We start from the raw sequence: 15,916 nt of genomic DNA on the forward strand, positions 1-15,916 counted from the left end.
GGTAGCGCGTGCCTCAGTCGCGGGGCAATCCGCGTGCAACCAGCTGGTCGACGAGGCGCGTGTACACCTGTTGCAGATGCGGCAGCGTCAGCCGATGCCGAGCGGCGGCCTGGCAGGCGTAGCCCAGCAGGTAGCTGATTTCGGTGCGCCGCGCGCTGGCCACGTCCTGGTACATCGAAGAGTAATTGGCCGCCGTGGCCTGGATCACCCGTTCCACTTCCGTCTGCAGGTCCTGCGCCGCTGCCGGTTGGCCGCAGCATTGCAGCAGCTCGGTGAGTTCGGCGCACAAGGTTGCGACTTCGCACTGATGGGCTTGCAGGCCGCCATTGCGGCATTGGTACAGCACGGTCAGCGGGTTGATGGCGCAATTGAGTGCGAGCTTGCGCCACAGGCGCGTAAGAATGTCGCTGCTCCATTCGTGAGGGATGCCGGCGGCGCGCAAGTCGTCCAGCCACACCGGGGCCGTGGGGTGACTGGCGTCCCCCAGCCAGGTGTAGCCGTGGCCGGCAAACACCACGCGCCAATCGCCGTCGCGAAACGCGCCTTCGGTGCTGGAGGCAAAAATGCAGCGGGCCTGGGGATATTGCGCGGCGACGGCGTCCTGGCTGCCCAGGCCGTTCTGCAGCAGGATCAATTCGACGCCGGGCGCGAGACGCGATTGCAGTTGTGCGACGGCGCTTTGGGCGTCGTAGGCTTTGCACGCCACCAGTAGGCGATGGATCGGCTCGGGGCTGTCAGGGGTTTCGGCGAGTACCGGGTAAGTGTGCGCTACGCCGTGCTCCACCAGGGTCAGCCCGTCGGCCGCCTGATAGCTGGCCAGGCGTGCCGCATCGCGCAGGATCAGCTTCACCGGCAGGCCGGCGCGGGCCAGGCGGGTGGCCCACAGCGTGCCGAGGCTGCCGGCGCCGAGAATATGCCAGGTGGTCGACATCAGTTTGTGCTCCGTAGGGTCGCTCACAGCGAATGGGGCGAAAGAACCGCTATAATGCCCCGGCATTTTAGCTTGGGCGCGCTCCATCTCTACTGAGCCCGCCCCTTATATTGGAGAAATGACATGCCTTCGTTCGACGTGGTATCCGAACTGGACAAACACGAAGTCACCAACGCCGTCGAGAACGCCGTCAAGGAACTGGACCGTCGCTATGACTTGAAAGGCAAGGGCAGTTTCGAATTCAAGGAAAAGGAACTGACCGTCAACCTGACCGCTGAAGCCGATTTCCAGCTGGAAGCGATGATCGAGATCCTCAAGCTCGCTCTGGTCAAGCGCAAGATCGACGTGCAGTGCCTTGAAGTCAAGGACGCCTACGCGTCCGGCAAGCTGATGAAGCAGGAAGCCGTCCTCAAGGAAGGCATCGACAAGGAACTGGCGAAGAAGATCGTGGCGCATATCAAGGACGCCAAGCTGAAAGTCCAGGCCGCCATCCAGGGTGAGCAGGTGCGCGTCACCGGCAAGAAACGTGACGACCTGCAAGAGGCCATCGCTGCCCTGCGCGCCAAGACCTTCGAGATGCCGCTGCAGTTCAATAACTTCCGCGACTGATGGCACTTTGGGGAACCTGCGGCCGTTTTTGACGTCCCACGCCCCAGAACCTGCGCCTGCCATTGAGCCCTTCGGGGCTCAATTGCGTTAGTGGGCACAAAAAACGCCGTACATCCGGCAAACAGGAGAATGTAGATGGATTTGAACGCTGAAGTGGATCACCTGATCAAGACCTCCCAGTCGTGGATCCCGATGATCATGGAATACGGCAGCCGGGTATTGCTGGCCGTGATTACCCTGGCCATCGGCTGGTGGCTGATCAACCGCCTGACCCACAGAGTGGGGCGTTTGCTGGCCATCCGTAACGCGGACCTGGCGCTGCAGCACTTCATCACCAGCCTGGCGAACATCGTGCTGAAGGTCATGCTGATCGTCAGCGTGGCCTCGATGATCGGCGTGGAAACCACCTCGTTCGTCGCCGCCATCGGTGCCGCGACCCTGGCCATCGGCCTGGCCTTGCAGGGCAGCCTGGCTAACTTTGCTGGTGGCGTGCTGATTCTGTTGTTCCGCCCGTTCCGTATCGGCGACTGGATCGAAGCCCAAGGTACGTCTGGTACCGTCGACAGCATCCAGATCTTCCACACCGTGCTGCGCACCGGCGACAACAAGACCGTGATCGTGCCGAACGGCATCCTCTCCAACGGCATCATCACCAACACCAACCGTCAGCCTACCCGCAAGGTGGTGTTTGATGTGGGGGTGGACTACGAGGCCGACCTGCAGAAAGCCCGCGAAGTGTTGCTGGAGCTGGCAAAAGACCCGCGTGTATTGGCTGATCCGGCGGCAGTGGCCGTGGTTTCGACCTTGGGCGACAGTTCGATCACAGTGTCTTTGCGGTGCTGGACCAAGACGGCGGATTATTGGGACGTGATGTTCATGTTCAATGAACTGGCGCGTGATCGCTTGAAAGCGGCGGGGATCGATATTCCATTTCCGCAGCGGGTTATTCGAGTGATGCAGGAAACAGCGGCGAAGTAATGAAAGGCATTTGCACTTAACTTGGCTGATAGGTCACGTTAAGTGCGGGAACGATACTGTCGTTAGTTAGCTTGCTAGTTATTTTACTGCTGAAATAATATTGCAATAAAAAAGCCGCTCCCTTGCATGCAGGGGAGCGGCTTTTAATTTAAGGCCGAAGCCTTAAGTCATCGTTGTAATCAAACAGCTAATTACAAGATGCTCAACGGGTAATTCAAGATCAGACGCAGTTCGTCGATCGACGGCGAACCGTAGTACACGCCGTCAGACGAGCGATAAGTCGCTTGGCGTACACGCATGCTCAGGTCTTTCGCTGGGCCGCTCTGGATCACGTATTTGGCTTCGATGTCGCGTTCCCACTCTTTGCCGTTCGACGTGGCGGCGGTTTGCGCGCCGCTACCGGTTACGTAACGAGTCATGAAGCTCAGGCCAGGAATGCCAAAGGGTGCCATGTTGATGTCGTAACGTGCCTGGTAGGACTTCTCACCTTCGGCGTTGAAGTCGGAACGGGCAATGGAGTTAGCCAGGAAAACCGTGCCGCCTCCGTCTACGCCGTAGCCGTAGTCGCCGTCGCCGGTAACCTTCTGGGCTGCCAGGGTGAAGGTGTGAGCGCCGATGGTGTACGCACCCTGCAAGCTGAATGCACGGTTATCAAGCTTGGTGGTTTTGTCGTAGTAAGCGCGTTGCTTGCCTTCACCGTCACTTTTCGTGTCGTAGATATTGAAGTCCAGTGCGAAGGATTGATCCTCGCTCAGCGCATGGGTCCAGTTCAGGTTGCTGTAGTACTTGCGGAAGTAATCTTCGGTTTTCGCGTAGTACAGACTGCCGGTGAACTCTGGGGTGAAGGAGTAGACGCCGCCGACAAAGTCGGTCTTCGTCAGGCCCAGGCTGTCATGGTAGGTCTGGTTCTGCGCGACGGTGGAGGTGAAGTGACCGCCTTCCAGTTTCAGGCCCTTGATCTCGTTACTGGTGAGCGAGATACCTTGTGGCAGCTCTGGCAGCAAACGGCTGTCGTCAGAGGCGAACACAGGAGCGGTAGTGAACTGGTCGCCGACTTTCAGAACGGTATTGGAGAGGCGGAACTTAACCGCCGCGCCGCCTTTAGAGTAATCGTCTTGCGAGCGACCATCAGAACCACTTGGGAACAAACCGGTACCGGCGCGGCCCTTGCCGCTGTCGAGCTTAACGCCCATCAGGCCGATCACGTCAACACCGACACCGATGGTGCCTTGGGTGAAGCCTGACTCGTACAGGGCATTGAAGCCCAGACCGGTTTCTTCGGCGCGGCTCTTGTTCTTGCCGTTGACCTTATCGTAGCCACCGAGTTGCTCGTTGCGGAAATCGCGGCTGAAATACAGCGCACGGGTATTGATACTGAAAGTGCTGTCTTCAACGAAGCCCTTGGCATCGTCTTGGGCAGACGCCATTGCGAACTGCGAGGTGCCTGCTGAAACAGCCAGGGCGATCATGCTCCACTTCATCACGCGCATCGTGATTTGCTCCTTTGGTTTTAGGAAGAGTACTGCCGTCCCACCTGTATTTTTATCTGGGCGGCTCTTTCTTTTTTTGTGTCCGCGTAAAGTTATATCACGCTGACTCTAATGACGATACTTACCCATCTTTCCTTTCAGCTTCTTTACGAGGCTGTCGTGAATTGCTAGGTCCATGTCGCAAATTCACAGTCCGAATGTTACCGAACTGACAACTTCAATGCTGTTTTCAAACCCTTTTCTAAGTTTGAATGCATCCTTGATACGCATTGACTCGCTAGTGTTCTTATCGCGAAACACCCGCTTCCCGAAGGGTGCCGTTGCCGACGATGTGGGTGTGAATGCAACAAGCGCGCCCAAACCGGTAACTGAATGTCATTTTTTCGTGAAAAGCCTCACTGCAGTGTAAAAGCCGCATAAACACGGGCCTCTCAAGCCGTTCAGTTTGTCCTTGACGGCCATGCATTCCATTGAATCGGTGGTGCATGAATCCTGTACCTGCGCGAAACGTTACCGGTTCACCCTCATGGGTGGGTACTTGGCGGATCTCTTTGAGGCATGAGTGGGTCATTTTGGTGCACTCCGATGAGTCCCGATTCAGCGTAGCTCAATTATTCGCCTGCCTCGAAAAGGGGCAGGTTTTTTATCGGGATGCGCGTTGGCGTCTGTATTCGAAGTGAAGCCGTCGGCGTTCGAAGGTATGCTGGGCGCCAGAATCTGACCTGCCGAACGGAGTGCCCGCGGTGTTCGCCTTAGATCAACGCCTGCAACAAGACACACTGACCATCGGGGACTTCCCGTTGTGCCGCCTGCTGCTGTCCAATGACTCGAATTACCCTTGGTTTATTCTGGTACCGCGCATAAACGGTATCAGCGAAGTTTTTCAATTGTCTGTCATAGATCAACAAAAACTGTGGAATGAAACGACAACCCTTGCGCAATTGCTGAGTGAAGGTTTCGGCGCCGACAAGATGAACATCGGCGCGCTGGGGAACGTTGTCAGCCAGTTGCATGTGCATGTGATCGTGCGCAAGCGCGATGACATGGCCTGGCCTGCGCCGGTCTGGGGCAAGCATCCGGCCCGGCCGTATACTGAAGAACAGGTGGCAGCGATCCGTGCGCGGTTGCGCGAGCTGTTACCTGCCGACTTCATCTTTAGCCAGGACTGAACCATGGATCTGCAAGACCGCGTGACCGACCTGGAAAGCCGCCTGGCCTTTCAGGACGACACCATCGAAACCCTCAACGACATCCTGGTCACCCAGCAGCGGGCGGTCGAACGCCTGCAGCTGCAGATGACCGCGCTGCTCAAGCGCCAGGAAGAAATGGGCGGCCAGTTCGAGTCGTCCGAAGAAGAAGCGCCGCCGCCTCACTATTAATAGCCGCGCAATAAAAAACCGCGATCCAGCTTGTGCCGGATCGCGGTTTTTTTTGCCTGGCTTGGAATCAGCGACGCGGCAACGCGGCGATCACATCTTCGGCTTGCAGGCCTTTGTCGCGGTTCATGACGGAGAATTCCACACGCTGGCCTTCGACCAGGACGCGATGGCCTTCGCCACGGATGGCCCGGAAGTGGACGAAGATATCGTCGCCCGAATCGCGGGAAATAAAGCCGAAGCCCTTGGACGTGTTGAACCACTTGACGGTCCCGGTATCCCGATTGGTCATGTCGTAGTTTTGCGACGCGGCCGCAGGGGACGAACGGTAGAAGCTGATGGCCAGGTGAAGAACGATGGCGACCAGCGCAATCACCAGGCTGAGCAGGATGGCCGGGTGGCCGCCGACTTCAGGCATGGGTGCCAGGAGGGTGAGGGTTTGTACGACAACAGTCAGCACCAGCAGCGCGCTGACCAGGTTTTGCAGTTGATGACGCGTGCCTTTGTTCCAGTAAGGGATCACTGGCGCCAGCGTCAGGTTAAGAAGGCCGAACAAGGCCAGGTACAGAGCGTCATGTTGTTGCAGGTAGGGCAGGCTTTCAGGCTGCAGGCTCGGGATAAAGGACAGCAGCAAAGCTGCAACGCCCGTTAGCAGGTGGACGATTTTCAACATTTTGATTAACTCACGTTAAGACGGATCACAAGGAAGAGCTGACTGGCACGGTTCGCTTCTGAACAATGGGAGGCGTTGGGCACGTGCGCGGGTATCAGCCTATGCGCTGGCCGAAGAAAATAACGGCAGCGACACGCTGCCTATTTAACAGCAAAGGCTGTGCCTACTCAAATCAAGCATTTCCGGGCGTTGCAAGGGGCGGGGCATTTCTGCGTCAAACGCTTGTCCTAGACAGTTGCAGGCGTTTTGCCTGCTGTCGGGGAAATTTTCTGTCGCGCCTAAAGCCTTCACCGTCGCGGGCCAGCGAGGCCGCGCAGGGCGATTTGCCGCACGTCGCCTCGGTGCGTCGGGCTGCACACAGTGGGTACTCTTGCTAGAGTGATCCGGCACCTGATCAATGAATGCTGTTCAATTGAAGGGGATAAACATGGCAATCGATATCGGTATCAGTGAAGAAGATCGCAAATCCATCGTCGACGGGCTTTCGCGCCTGCTTTCCGATACCTATGTACTGTACCTGAAGACCCACAATTTCCACTGGAACGTCACGGGCCCCATGTTCCGCACGCTGCACTTGATGTTCGAAGAGCAGTACAACGAGCTGGCGCTGGCGGTGGACCTGATTGCCGAGCGCATTCGTGCCCTGGGCTTCCCGGCGCCGGGCGCCTATTCGATCTATGCGCGTCTTTCTTCGATCAAGGAAGAAGAGGGCGTGCCCAGCGCTGAAGAGATGATCAAGCAACTGGTGGCGGGCCAGGAGGCGGTTACGCGTACCGCGCGCGGTATTTTTCCGCTGCTCGATAAGGTCAGCGACGAACCGACGGCCGACCTGTTGACCCAGCGTATGCACGTTCACGAAAAAACTGCGTGGATGCTGCGTTCCCTACTCGAAAACAAGTAAACACCAACCTCGGGCGGCGCCGCCCTGGCGCCGCTCGCTTGTTTCTCCGTGCTTCCTGGCGTTGTCCTACGACTATCAACTCCCCGTCTTCTGGCTGCCCCCCGTCGTCCTGCTGTTTGATAGGCCCACTGTCCAATGGGAGAAGCCCATGGACTGCTGTTTGGCAATGGAGTGTCAGGTGTATGTCGCGTGGAGTGGGTAGTAGAGTGATGGAGACCTGTGGTTTTCATAAGATAAACGTCGACCCCTTTGTCAAAGGGTTCGATATGGGGCTGGCGCGGCCGTTGTCCCGATCGGTAAGGCTCAATGGGTTTTCCACTTGCCTGCGGCTGGAACAGATCTACTGGAATATCCTCACGGAAATAGCCAGGCTCAATGCCTGTTCAGTCAGTGCGCTGTTGTCTTATGTCGATCGGGAAGTGCATTTGCGCTATGGCGGCGTGAAGAACTTCAGCGGGCTGGTCAGGGTGGTCTGCGTGGTTCACGTATTGAAAGGCCGCGCTTGCCTGTCCAATCCCGAGTAATCCGGGGGTTCCGGGGCTGGCCCGGCGTTCAGGCGGGCCGGGCCTCGGGCAGAAAGCCGGCTGCGCTGCCTCGATTTACCAGATATAATCCCGCGCTTTGCCGCTGCAGGCGCTTTCTGCGCAGTGGCCTCTATCCGGAGGCCGGCGCGGCACAGTAACGATCTGATCGCCGAGACATCTCCATGCCCATGTACGACTATCAATGCGCTTCCTGTGGTCATCAGTTGGAAGCCATCCAGAAGATCAGCGACGCGCCGCTGGTCGATTGCCCAGCTTGCAAGGCGCCTGAGCTTAAAAAGATGTTGTCCATGCCGGGCTTCCGCCTGAGCGGCAGCGGCTGGTACGAGACCGACTTCAAGACCGGCTCGAAGAAGAATCTGGCGGGCGGCGACAAAGCAGACTGAGTTGAACTCTACGCGCAGGCTCCTGCATTATCCGTCCCCTGACTTATGTACGGTGACTGAGGCCAAGCCTGCCACCGAATTTCGAATTACGAGAAGTGAAACCACTACCATGATGCGCAGCCATTATTGCGGCCAACTGAACGAGACCCTGGAAGGTCAGGAAATCACCCTTTGCGGATGGGTTCACCGTCGCCGCGACCACGGCGGGGTGATCTTCCTCGATATCCGTGATCGTGATGGTCTGGCCCAGGTGGTGTTCGACCCGGACCGCGCCGAGAGCTTCGCCGCCGCCGACCGCGTGCGCAGCGAATACGTAGTGAAGATCACCGGCAAGGTGCGCCTGCGTCCGGCCGGTGCGGTGAACCCGAACATGGCGTCCGGCGCGATCGAAGTGCTGGGCTACGAGCTGGAAGTGCTGAACGAGTCGGAAACCCCGCCGTTCCCACTGAACGAATATTCCGATGTTGGCGAAGAAACCCGCCTGCGTTATCGCTTCCTGGACCTGCGTCGCCCGGAAATGGCCGAGAAGCTGCGTCTGCGCTCGCGCATGACCACCAGCATCCGTCGCTTCCTCGATGAAAACGGCTTCCTCGACGTTGAAACGCCGATCCTCACCCGTGCCACCCCGGAAGGCGCGCGTGACTATCTGGTGCCGAGCCGTACCCACGCCGGCAGTTTCTTCGCCCTGCCGCAATCGCCGCAGTTGTTCAAGCAACTGCTGATGGTGGCCGGCTTCGACCGTTACTACCAGATCGCCAAGTGCTTCCGTGACGAAGACCTGCGCGCCGATCGCCAGCCTGAATTCACCCAGATCGACATCGAGACCAGCTTCCTCGATGAAAAAGAGATCATGGGTATCACCGAACAAATGATCCGCAACCTGTTCAAGGAAGTGCTGGACCTGGAATTCGGCGAATTCCCGCACATGACCTTCGAAGAAGCCATGCGCCGCTACGGTTCCGACAAGCCTGACCTGCGTATCCCGCTGGAACTGGTGGACGTGGCCGACCAACTCAAGGACGTCGACTTCAAGGTGTTCAGCGGCCCGGCCAACGACCCGAAATGCCGCATCGCCGCCCTGCGCGTGCCTGGCGGCGCGAGCATGCCGCGCAAGCAGATCGACGACTACACCAAGTTCGTCGGCATCTACGGTGCCAAGGGCCTGGCGTACATCAAAGTCAACGAGCGTGCCAAGGGCGTTGATGGCCTGCAGTCGCCGATCGTGAAAAACATCCCGGAAACCAACCTCAATGTGATCCTCGATCGCGTGGGCGCAGTCGACGGTGACATCGTGTTCTTCGGCGCCGACAAGGCCAAGATCGTCAGCGAAGCCCTGGGCGCGCTGCGGATCAAGCTGGGCCACGACCTGAACCTGCTGACCTGCAAGTGGGCACCGATGTGGGTCGTCGACTTCCCGATGTTCGAAGAGAACGACGACGGCAGCTTCAGCGCCTTGCACCACCCGTTCACCGCGCCGAAGTGCTCGCCGGAAGAGCTCGAAGCCAACCCGGCGGGCGCTCTGTCCCGGGCCTACGACATGGTCTTGAACGGCACTGAGCTGGGTGGCGGTTCGATCCGTATCCACCGCAAGGAAATGCAGCAAGCGGTATTCCGTCTGCTGGGCATCAACGAAGCCGAACAGGAAGAGAAATTCGGCTTCCTGCTCGACGCCCTGAAGTACGGCGCACCGCCCCACGGCGGCCTGGCCTTTGGCCTGGACCGTCTGGTGATGCTGATGACCGGCGCCCAGTCGATCCGTGAAGTGATCGCCTTCCCGAAAACCCAGAGCGCTGCGGACGTCATGACCCAGGCGCCAGGTGTTGTGGATGCCAAGGCACTGCGCGAGCTGCATATCCGCCTGCGCGAGGCGCCAAAGGCTGAGTAAGGCCGCTGCGTGAAAGCGCGATAAGGTTTTACGCAGTCAAAAAGGCGCATCTTCGGATGCGCCTTTGCGTTACAAGGGTTGTATCCCGCCTGGGGCGGGGTTGATAAGGTTTCTAGAGAATTTCGGAGTTGTGTTATGGCTGGCCATTCCAAGTGGGCGAACATCAAGCACCGCAAAGAGCGTCAGGATGCCAAGAAAGGCAAGATCTTCACCAAGTGGATTCGCGAACTGACCGTCGCCGCCCGCCAAGGCGGCGGTGACCCGGGCTCCAACCCGCGTCTGCGCCTGGCGCTGGACAAGGCCCTCGGCGCCAACATGAGTCGCGACATCATCGACCGCGCCGTGGCCCGTGGCGCCGGTGCGGCCGATACCGACGACATGGTCGAGCTGACCTACGAAGGCTACGGCCCGGGCGGCGTGGCGGTGATGGTCGAGTGCATGACCGATAACCGCAACCGTACCGCCGCGGCGGTGCGTCATGCGTTCAGCAAGTGCGGTGGCAACCTCGGTACGGACGGCTCGGTGGCCTACCTGTTCGAGCGCAAGGGCCAAATTTCCTTCGCGCCGGGCGTGGATGAAGACGCGTTGATGGAAGCCGCGATGGAAGCGGATGCCGACGACGTGGTGACCAATGAAGACGGCTCGATCGATGTGTTCACCTCGTTCGCCGGGTTCTATGCGGTGCGTAACGCGCTGGAAACCGCTGGTTTCAAAGGCACCGACGCAGAAATCGTGATGCTGCCGACCACCAGCGCCGAACTGGACCTGGACGGCGCGCAGAAAGTGCTGAAGATGCTGGATATGCTCGAGGACCTGGATGACGTGCAGAACGTCTACTCGAATGCTGATATTCCAGAGTCGGTCGCCGAGCAGCTAGGCTGACGGGCGATGTGGATCTAAATGTGAGAGGGGGCTTGCTCCCGATTACGGTGTGTCAGTCATTTATGAATAGACTGAATCACCGTAATCGGGAGCAAGCCCCCTCCCACATTGGATTTTACCTGTATCAAAAATTGTGTTTACCCGACCTGCAGGCGTTATGACTTTAATTCTAGGTATCGACCCCGGTTCGCGCATCACCGGTTTTGGTGTGGTGCAACACACCCCGCGCGGCTGCGTGTATGTCGCCTCGGGCTGCATCCGCACCGGCGCGGGCGAGTTGGCCGAGCGCCTGCAGATCGTCTATCGCGGCGTGCGTGAAGTGATCCAGACCTACAAGCCGGTGACCATGGGGATCGAAAAGGTGTTCATGGCCAAAAACGCCGACTCGGCTCTCAAGCTCGGCCAGGCCCGTGGCGCCGCCATCGTGGCCGGTGCCGAGGAGGCCATGGAAATCGCCGAGTACACCGCCACCCAGGTCAAGCAGGCCGTGGTCGGCACCGGCGCGGCCAATAAAGAGCAGGTGCAGATGATGGTCATGCACATGCTCAAACTCACCTCCAAGCCGCAGATCGACGCCTCCGACGCCCTGGCCATCGCCATTTGCCACGCGCATACCCGTTCCAGCCTGCTGCCTCACGGCCTGGGGGCGGCACGTAGTCGTGGCGGGCGGCTGCGTCTCTGATAGCATCGGCGCAATCGTTATTTGCGGTCAGGCCTCGATCTGACCCCCAAGCTTTAAGGATCTGAACCGTGATTGGACGCTTGCGCGGCACCCTGGCTGAGAAACAGCCGCCGCACCTGATTCTGGATGTCAACGGGCTGGGGTATGAGCTGGAAGTGCCCATGACCACCCTGTATCGCCTTCCGTCGGTTGGCGAGCCATTGACCCTGCATACTCACCTTGTGGTGCGCGAAGATGCGCAACTGCTCTATGGCTTCATTGGCAAGCGTGACCGCGACTTCTTCCGCGAATTGATTCGCCTCAATGGCGTAGGGCCGAAACTGGCCCTGGCGCTGATGTCGAGCCTGGAAGTGGATGAACTGGTACGCGCGGTGTCGGCCCAGGACACCTCGGCGCTGACCAAGGTGCCGGGGGTCGGCAAGAAAACCGCCGAACGCCTGCTGGTGGAGCTCAAGGACCGTTTCAAAGCCTGGGAAGTCGTGCCGAGCATGTTCGCCCTGGTGCCGAACCAGCCGAACCAGCCGGCGGCCCAGGTGGCCAGTGCCGAAAGCGATGCGGTCAGCGCGCTGATTTCCCTGGGCTACAAGCCGCAGGAAGCCAGCAAAGCAGTGTCGGCCATCAAGGACAAGAACCTGAGCAGCGAAGACATGATCCGCCGAGCCCTGAAGGGAATGATTTAAGTGATTGAAGCTGATCGTCTGATCGCGGCCACCGGCCCCCGTGACCGTGAAGAAGTCCAGGACCGCGCCATCCGCCCCCTGAGCCTGGCCGACTACATCGGCCAGCCCACCGTGCGCGAGCAGATGGAGTTGTTCATCCAGGCTGCGCGTGGGCGCAGTGAATCCCTGGACCACACCTTGATCTTCGGCCCGCCGGGGTTGGGTAAAACCACCCTGGCCAACATCATCGCCCAGGAAATGGGGGTGTCGATCAAGTCCACCTCCGGCCCGGTGCTGGAGCGTCCGGGCGACCTGGCGGCGCTGCTGACCAACCTCGAACCGCACGACGTGCTGTTCATCGACGAAATCCACCGGCTGTCGCCCATCGTCGAGGAAGTGCTGTACCCGGCGATGGAAGACTTCCAGCTCGACATCATGATCGGTGAAGGCCCCGCAGCCCGCTCGATCAAGCTCGACCTGCCGCCGTTCACCCTGGTGGGCGCGACCACGCGCGCGGGCATGCTGACCAACCCGTTGCGAGACCGTTTCGGCATCGTCCAACGTCTAGAGTTCTATAGCACCGCAGACCTGGCGACCATCGTCAGCCGTTCGGCCGGCATTCTCGGCTTGCCCCTGGACCCCGAAGGCGCGTTTGAAATCGCCCGGCGGGCGCGGGGCACGCCTCGGATCGCCAACCGCTTGCTGCGACGCGTGCGCGATTTTGCCGAAGTGCGGGCCAAGGGCCATATCACCAAGGCCGTGGCCGACCTGGCGTTGAACCTGCTGGACGTGGATGAACACGGCTTCGATCACCAGGATCGACGGCTACTGTTGACCATGATCGAGAAATTCGACGGCGGCCCAGTGGGCGTGGACAGCCTGGCAGCGGCCATCAGTGAAGAGCGCCATACCATTGAGGACGTGCTGGAGCCGTACCTGATCCAGCAGGGCTACATCATGCGTACACCAAGGGGCCGGGTGGTTACCCGCCATGCCTATTTGCACTTTGGGCTAAACATTCCGTCACGATTGGGCGAGATGCCCGTGCTAGACGAATTCCTCGATGCAGTGGACGATTAAAAAGGTCACTCGGGTCGATTTATTCAAGGTTTGTGCTGTCCTAGTGGCTGGCGTCGTCATTCAGTCGTTAGAAATGTTTCATAGAATGAAAAAACAGTTGCCCAGCCGGATTGGCAACCTGAGGAGTAAGCACTAGAGTATGCGCGCGCAAAACGGGGATCAGTCGTTCGCACATCGCTGTCGCGTTTATTACGAGGACACCGATGCTGGCGGCATCGTGTATTACGTCAATTACCTCAAGTTCATGGAGCGGGCTCGAACCGAGCGGCTACGGGAGCTGGGCTTTGCCCAATCCCAGCTGGCAGGGGAGGACCTGTTGTTTGTCGTGCATTCCAGCGAGGCGCGTTATTACGCGCCGGCGCGATTGGACGATGAGCTGCTGGTCAGCGCTGAAGTAATCGAATTGAACCGTGTCAGCCTGCGCTTTAAACAGCAGGTCAGGCGGGCTGCGGATGCAACGCTGCTCTGTGAGGGGCAGTTCCTGGTGGCGTGTGTGCGCCCCAATAGTTTGAAACCTCGGGCCATTCCCGAAACTCTACGTGCGGCCTTTGCCGCCGTGAGCGGCGCGGGTAAACAATCAAAGCAGGAGATTTAGCGTGGAACCTACCGTCGTCGACCATTCCTCCATGTGGAGCCTGGTCAGTAATGCCAGTGTTGTGGTTCAACTGGTGATGCTGATCCTGTTAGCCGCATCGGTTACATCCTGGGTCATGATTTTTCAGCGCAGCAACCTGCTGCGTGCCGGTCGACGTGCCCTGGAGAGCTTCGAAGAGCGCTTCTGGTCGGGTATCGACCTGTCCAAACTGTATCGCCAGGCCGGTAGCAACCCTGACCCGGATTCGGGCGTCGAGCAGATCTTCCGTGCCGGCTTCAAGGAGTTCTCGCGCCTGCGCCAGCAGCCGGGCGTCGATCCGGAAGCGGTCATGGAAGGCGTGGCCCGTGCCATGCGCGTGGCCATCTCCCGCGAAGAAGAGAAGCTGGAGCAGAGCCTGCCGTTCCTCGCCACCGTGGGTTCCGTCAGCCCGTACATCGGTCTGTTCGGTACCGTGTGGGGGATCATGAACTCCTTCCGCGGCCTGGCCCAGGCCCAGCAAGCGACCCTGGCCACCGTGGCCCCGGGTATCGCCGAAGCCCTGGTCGCCACCGCGATCGGCCTGTTCGCTGCGATCCCGGCGGTTATCGCCTACAACCGCTTCGCCGCGCGCGGTGAGACCCTGATCAGCCGTTACTACACCTTCGCCGACGAATTCCAGGCGATCCTGCACCGTAAAGTGCACACCAGCGAAGAATAAGCAGGTACTCCCCGATGGCTTTAATCACTCGAGCACGAACCAAGCGCAAGCCGGTCGCCGAGATGAACGTAGTGCCTTACATCGACGTGATGCTGGTGCTGCTGGTGATCTTCATGGTGACCGCGCCGATGCTCAACCAGGGTGTGAAGGTTGATCTGCCCAAGGTTTCCAGCGAAGCCTTGCCCCAGGACAACAACACCCAGGTGCTGACGATTTCGATCAAGGCTGACAAGACCTACTACTGGAACCTTGGCAGCGAAGTCGATACGCAGAAACAACAGGACAAGGCCCTGACCTTGCCGGCGATGACCGATGCGGTGACCAAGATCATTCGCTCCGGCAACGAAGGCGGCAAGCACACCCAGGTGTTCATCCGCGGCGACAAGTCGGTCGACTACGGTTCCGTCATGGGCGCCATGGGCGGGCTGCAGAAGGCCGGCGTCGGTAACGTTGGCTTGATTACCGAGGCGCCCTGATGCACCAACAGCGAGAGCCGTCCGCCTCGGAAAGCTACTTCTGGCCTAGCGTCTGGGCAATTGCCCTGCACGTCCTGGTGTTTGGCATGCTGTTCGTCAGCTTTGCCATGACCCCGGACCTGCCGCCAGCCAAGCCGATCGTGCAGGCGACCCTGTATCAGCTGAAATCGAAAAGTCAGGCCACTACCCAGACCAATCAGAAGATTGCGGGTGAGGCCCAGAAGTCGGCTGCGCGCCAGACTGAAGTCGAGCAGATGGAACAGAAGAAGGTCGAGCAGGAAGCAGTGAAGGCTGCTGCGGAACAAAAGAAAGAAGAGGCGGCTCAAAAGGCCGAGGAATCGAAAAAGGCTGACGAAGCGAAGAAGGCTGACGAGGCGAAAAAGGCTGATGAAGCCAAGAAAGCCGAGAAAGCTGCCGAAGCTAAAAAAGCCGAAGAGAAACAATTGGCTGATATAGCCAAGAAGAAATCTGAAGAAGAAGCCAAAAAAGCTGCCGAAGAAGAGGCCAAGAAAAAGGCCGCTGAAGACGCCAAGAAAAAGATAGTCGAAGACGCGAAGAAGAAAGCCGCCGAAGACGCCAAGAAAAAAGCTGAAGCAGACGAGGCGAAGAAGAAAATCGCCGACGACGCGAAGAAGAAAGCTGCCGCCGATGCCACCAAGAAAAAGGCCCAGGAAGCAGCGCGTAAATCCGCCGAAGAGAAAAAGGCCCAGGCCTTGGCAGATTTGCTCTCCGACACGCCGCAGCGTCAGCAAGCCTTGGCCGATGAACGTGGCGATGAAGTCGCGGGCAGTTTCGACGACCTGATTCGGGCGCGGGCAGCAGAAGGCTGGACACGTCCGCCTTCGGCACGCAAAGGCATGACAGTAGTGCTGCAGATCGGCATGTTGCCGGACGGTACGGTGACTTCGGTCAGCGTGGCCAAGTCCAGTGGTGACGGTTCGTTCGACAGTTCGGCGGTCGCGGCGGTCAAGAATATTGGCCGGTTGACCGAGATGCAGGGAATGAAACCAAGCGACTTCGCTCCCTATCGTTCATTCAAGATGACATTCACACCTGAGGATTTAGCCTTGTGAG

Annotated in this window: 19 protein-coding genes; 16 read left to right on the plus strand and 3 right to left on the minus strand. The window is 59.0% G+C overall.

Features of this window, described 5'->3' with window-relative positions; genetic code table 11:
• Nucleotides 1-13: 13 nt before the first annotated feature.
• Nucleotides 14-931, minus strand: coding sequence for a putative 2-dehydropantoate 2-reductase (locus ACVWZP_RS26920; RefSeq protein WP_126588765.1), 918 nt, complete (start codon nt 929-931; stop codon nt 14-16).
• Nucleotides 932-1,054: 123 nt separating this feature from the next.
• Between ACVWZP_RS26920 and ACVWZP_RS26925 the strand changes: the two genes are divergently transcribed.
• Nucleotides 1,055-1,540, plus strand: a complete 486-nt coding sequence (locus ACVWZP_RS26925) for a YajQ family cyclic di-GMP-binding protein (protein WP_017847115.1) — start codon at nt 1,055-1,057, stop codon at nt 1,538-1,540.
• A 135-nt stretch (nt 1,541-1,675) separates the two neighbouring features.
• Nucleotides 1,676-2,518 (plus strand): mechanosensitive ion channel family protein, encoded by an 843-nt coding sequence (locus ACVWZP_RS26930; RefSeq protein WP_017847116.1) that lies wholly within the window; start codon nt 1,676-1,678, stop codon nt 2,516-2,518.
• Nucleotides 2,519-2,709: 191 nt separating this feature from the next.
• Here ACVWZP_RS26930 and ACVWZP_RS26935 read toward each other — a convergent pair whose 3' ends face one another.
• Nucleotides 2,710-4,008 (minus strand): OprD family porin, encoded by a 1,299-nt coding sequence (locus ACVWZP_RS26935; protein ID WP_457370276.1) that lies wholly within the window; start codon nt 4,006-4,008, stop codon nt 2,710-2,712.
• A gap of 743 nt (nt 4,009-4,751) precedes the next feature.
• On the opposite strand from ACVWZP_RS26935, the gene ACVWZP_RS26940 reads away from it, so the two are divergent.
• Nucleotides 4,752-5,177, plus strand: coding sequence for an HIT domain-containing protein (locus ACVWZP_RS26940; RefSeq protein WP_017847118.1), 426 nt, complete (start codon nt 4,752-4,754; stop codon nt 5,175-5,177).
• A gap of 3 nt (nt 5,178-5,180) precedes the next feature.
• Nucleotides 5,181-5,387 carry a SlyX family protein gene (locus ACVWZP_RS26945; protein ID WP_017847119.1) on the plus strand — a complete coding sequence of 69 codons (207 nt, stop codon included), beginning with the start codon at nt 5,181-5,183 and terminating at the stop codon, nt 5,385-5,387.
• Between the two features lie 67 nt (nt 5,388-5,454).
• Here ACVWZP_RS26945 and ACVWZP_RS26950 read toward each other — a convergent pair whose 3' ends face one another.
• Entirely contained in the window at nt 5,455-6,057 is a 603-nt protein-coding gene (locus ACVWZP_RS26950; protein ID WP_010566142.1) for a cold-shock protein, read from the minus strand.
• A 427-nt stretch (nt 6,058-6,484) separates the two neighbouring features.
• On the opposite strand from ACVWZP_RS26950, the gene ACVWZP_RS26955 reads away from it, so the two are divergent.
• The 12 genes from ACVWZP_RS26955 (at nt 6,485) to tolA (ending at nt 15,915) form a co-directional block, all read left to right on the plus strand.
• The gene (locus tag ACVWZP_RS26955) at nt 6,485-6,958 is read left to right on the plus strand and encodes a Dps family protein (protein ID WP_046382254.1); all 474 of its coding nucleotides are present in this window, start codon (nt 6,485-6,487) and stop codon (nt 6,956-6,958) included.
• 182 nt (nt 6,959-7,140) lie between these two features.
• Nucleotides 7,141-7,482: a ribbon-helix-helix domain-containing protein gene (locus ACVWZP_RS26960; protein ID WP_017847121.1), complete on the plus strand. Its 342-nt coding sequence runs from the start codon at nt 7,141-7,143 to the stop codon at nt 7,480-7,482.
• Between the two features lie 182 nt (nt 7,483-7,664).
• Nucleotides 7,665-7,886, plus strand: a complete 222-nt coding sequence (locus ACVWZP_RS26965) for an FmdB family zinc ribbon protein (RefSeq protein WP_026140049.1) — start codon at nt 7,665-7,667, stop codon at nt 7,884-7,886.
• 109 nt (nt 7,887-7,995) lie between these two features.
• Nucleotides 7,996-9,771 carry an aspartate--tRNA ligase gene (gene aspS / locus ACVWZP_RS26970; protein ID WP_079444591.1) on the plus strand — a complete coding sequence of 592 codons (1,776 nt, stop codon included), beginning with the start codon at nt 7,996-7,998 and terminating at the stop codon, nt 9,769-9,771.
• A 135-nt stretch (nt 9,772-9,906) separates the two neighbouring features.
• Nucleotides 9,907-10,653: a YebC/PmpR family DNA-binding transcriptional regulator gene (locus ACVWZP_RS26975; RefSeq protein ID WP_017847124.1), complete on the plus strand. Its 747-nt coding sequence runs from the start codon at nt 9,907-9,909 to the stop codon at nt 10,651-10,653.
• 157 nt (nt 10,654-10,810) lie between these two features.
• Entirely contained in the window at nt 10,811-11,335 is a 525-nt protein-coding gene (gene ruvC, locus ACVWZP_RS26980) for a crossover junction endodeoxyribonuclease RuvC (protein ID WP_017847125.1), read from the plus strand.
• 68 nt (nt 11,336-11,403) lie between these two features.
• Entirely contained in the window at nt 11,404-12,015 is a 612-nt protein-coding gene (ruvA, locus tag ACVWZP_RS26985) for a Holliday junction branch migration protein RuvA (RefSeq protein WP_017847126.1), read from the plus strand.
• Nucleotides 12,016-13,074 (plus strand): Holliday junction branch migration DNA helicase RuvB, encoded by a 1,059-nt coding sequence (gene ruvB, locus ACVWZP_RS26990; protein ID WP_017847127.1) that lies wholly within the window; start codon nt 12,016-12,018, stop codon nt 13,072-13,074.
• 139 nt (nt 13,075-13,213) lie between these two features.
• Nucleotides 13,214-13,669, plus strand: a complete 456-nt coding sequence (ybgC, locus tag ACVWZP_RS26995; protein ID WP_046382255.1) for a tol-pal system-associated acyl-CoA thioesterase — start codon at nt 13,214-13,216, stop codon at nt 13,667-13,669.
• Nucleotide 13,670: 1 nt separating this feature from the next.
• The gene (gene tolQ, locus ACVWZP_RS27000; RefSeq protein WP_017847129.1) at nt 13,671-14,366 is read left to right on the plus strand and encodes a protein TolQ; all 696 of its coding nucleotides are present in this window, start codon (nt 13,671-13,673) and stop codon (nt 14,364-14,366) included.
• A 23-nt stretch (nt 14,367-14,389) separates the two neighbouring features.
• Nucleotides 14,390-14,842 carry a protein TolR gene (gene tolR / locus ACVWZP_RS27005; protein WP_160384999.1) on the plus strand — a complete coding sequence of 151 codons (453 nt, stop codon included), beginning with the start codon at nt 14,390-14,392 and terminating at the stop codon, nt 14,840-14,842.
• Complete coding sequence (tolA, locus tag ACVWZP_RS27010; RefSeq protein ID WP_017847130.1) at nt 14,842-15,915, plus strand: cell envelope integrity protein TolA; 1,074 nt, start codon at nt 14,842-14,844, stop codon at nt 15,913-15,915. Before tolR ends, tolA begins: the two co-directional genes overlap by 1 nt.
• Nucleotide 15,916 lies beyond the last annotated feature (1 nt).

The organism is Pseudomonas sp. TE36184, assembly GCF_054060055.1.

Bases quoted from the DNA above. Each gene is read 5' to 3' on its own strand.
- ACVWZP_RS26965 (WP_026140049.1), top strand. From the start codon at position 7,665: ATGCCCATGTACGACTATCAATGCGCTTCCTGTGGTCATCAGTTGGAA.
- ACVWZP_RS26950 (WP_010566142.1), bottom strand. From the start codon at position 6,057: ATGTTGAAAATCGTCCACCTGCTAACGGGCGTTGCAGCTTTGCTGCTG.
- ruvC (WP_017847125.1), top strand. From the start codon at position 10,811: ATGACTTTAATTCTAGGTATCGACCCCGGTTCGCGCATCACCGGTTTT.
- ACVWZP_RS26935 (WP_457370276.1), bottom strand. From the start codon at position 4,008: ATGCGCGTGATGAAGTGGAGCATGATCGCCCTGGCTGTTTCAGCAGGC.
- ACVWZP_RS26920 (WP_126588765.1), bottom strand. From the start codon at position 931: ATGTCGACCACCTGGCATATTCTCGGCGCCGGCAGCCTCGGCACGCTG.
- ybgC (WP_046382255.1), top strand. From the start codon at position 13,214: ATGCGCGCGCAAAACGGGGATCAGTCGTTCGCACATCGCTGTCGCGTT.
- ACVWZP_RS26955 (WP_046382254.1), top strand. From the start codon at position 6,485: ATGGCAATCGATATCGGTATCAGTGAAGAAGATCGCAAATCCATCGTC.
- aspS (WP_079444591.1), top strand. From the start codon at position 7,996: ATGATGCGCAGCCATTATTGCGGCCAACTGAACGAGACCCTGGAAGGT.
- ACVWZP_RS26930 (WP_017847116.1), top strand. From the start codon at position 1,676: ATGGATTTGAACGCTGAAGTGGATCACCTGATCAAGACCTCCCAGTCG.
- tolA (WP_017847130.1), top strand. From the start codon at position 14,842: ATGCACCAACAGCGAGAGCCGTCCGCCTCGGAAAGCTACTTCTGGCCT.
- ACVWZP_RS26975 (WP_017847124.1), top strand. From the start codon at position 9,907: ATGGCTGGCCATTCCAAGTGGGCGAACATCAAGCACCGCAAAGAGCGT.
- ACVWZP_RS26960 (WP_017847121.1), top strand. From the start codon at position 7,141: ATGTCGCGTGGAGTGGGTAGTAGAGTGATGGAGACCTGTGGTTTTCAT.
- ACVWZP_RS26945 (WP_017847119.1), top strand. From the start codon at position 5,181: ATGGATCTGCAAGACCGCGTGACCGACCTGGAAAGCCGCCTGGCCTTT.
- ACVWZP_RS26925 (WP_017847115.1), top strand. From the start codon at position 1,055: ATGCCTTCGTTCGACGTGGTATCCGAACTGGACAAACACGAAGTCACC.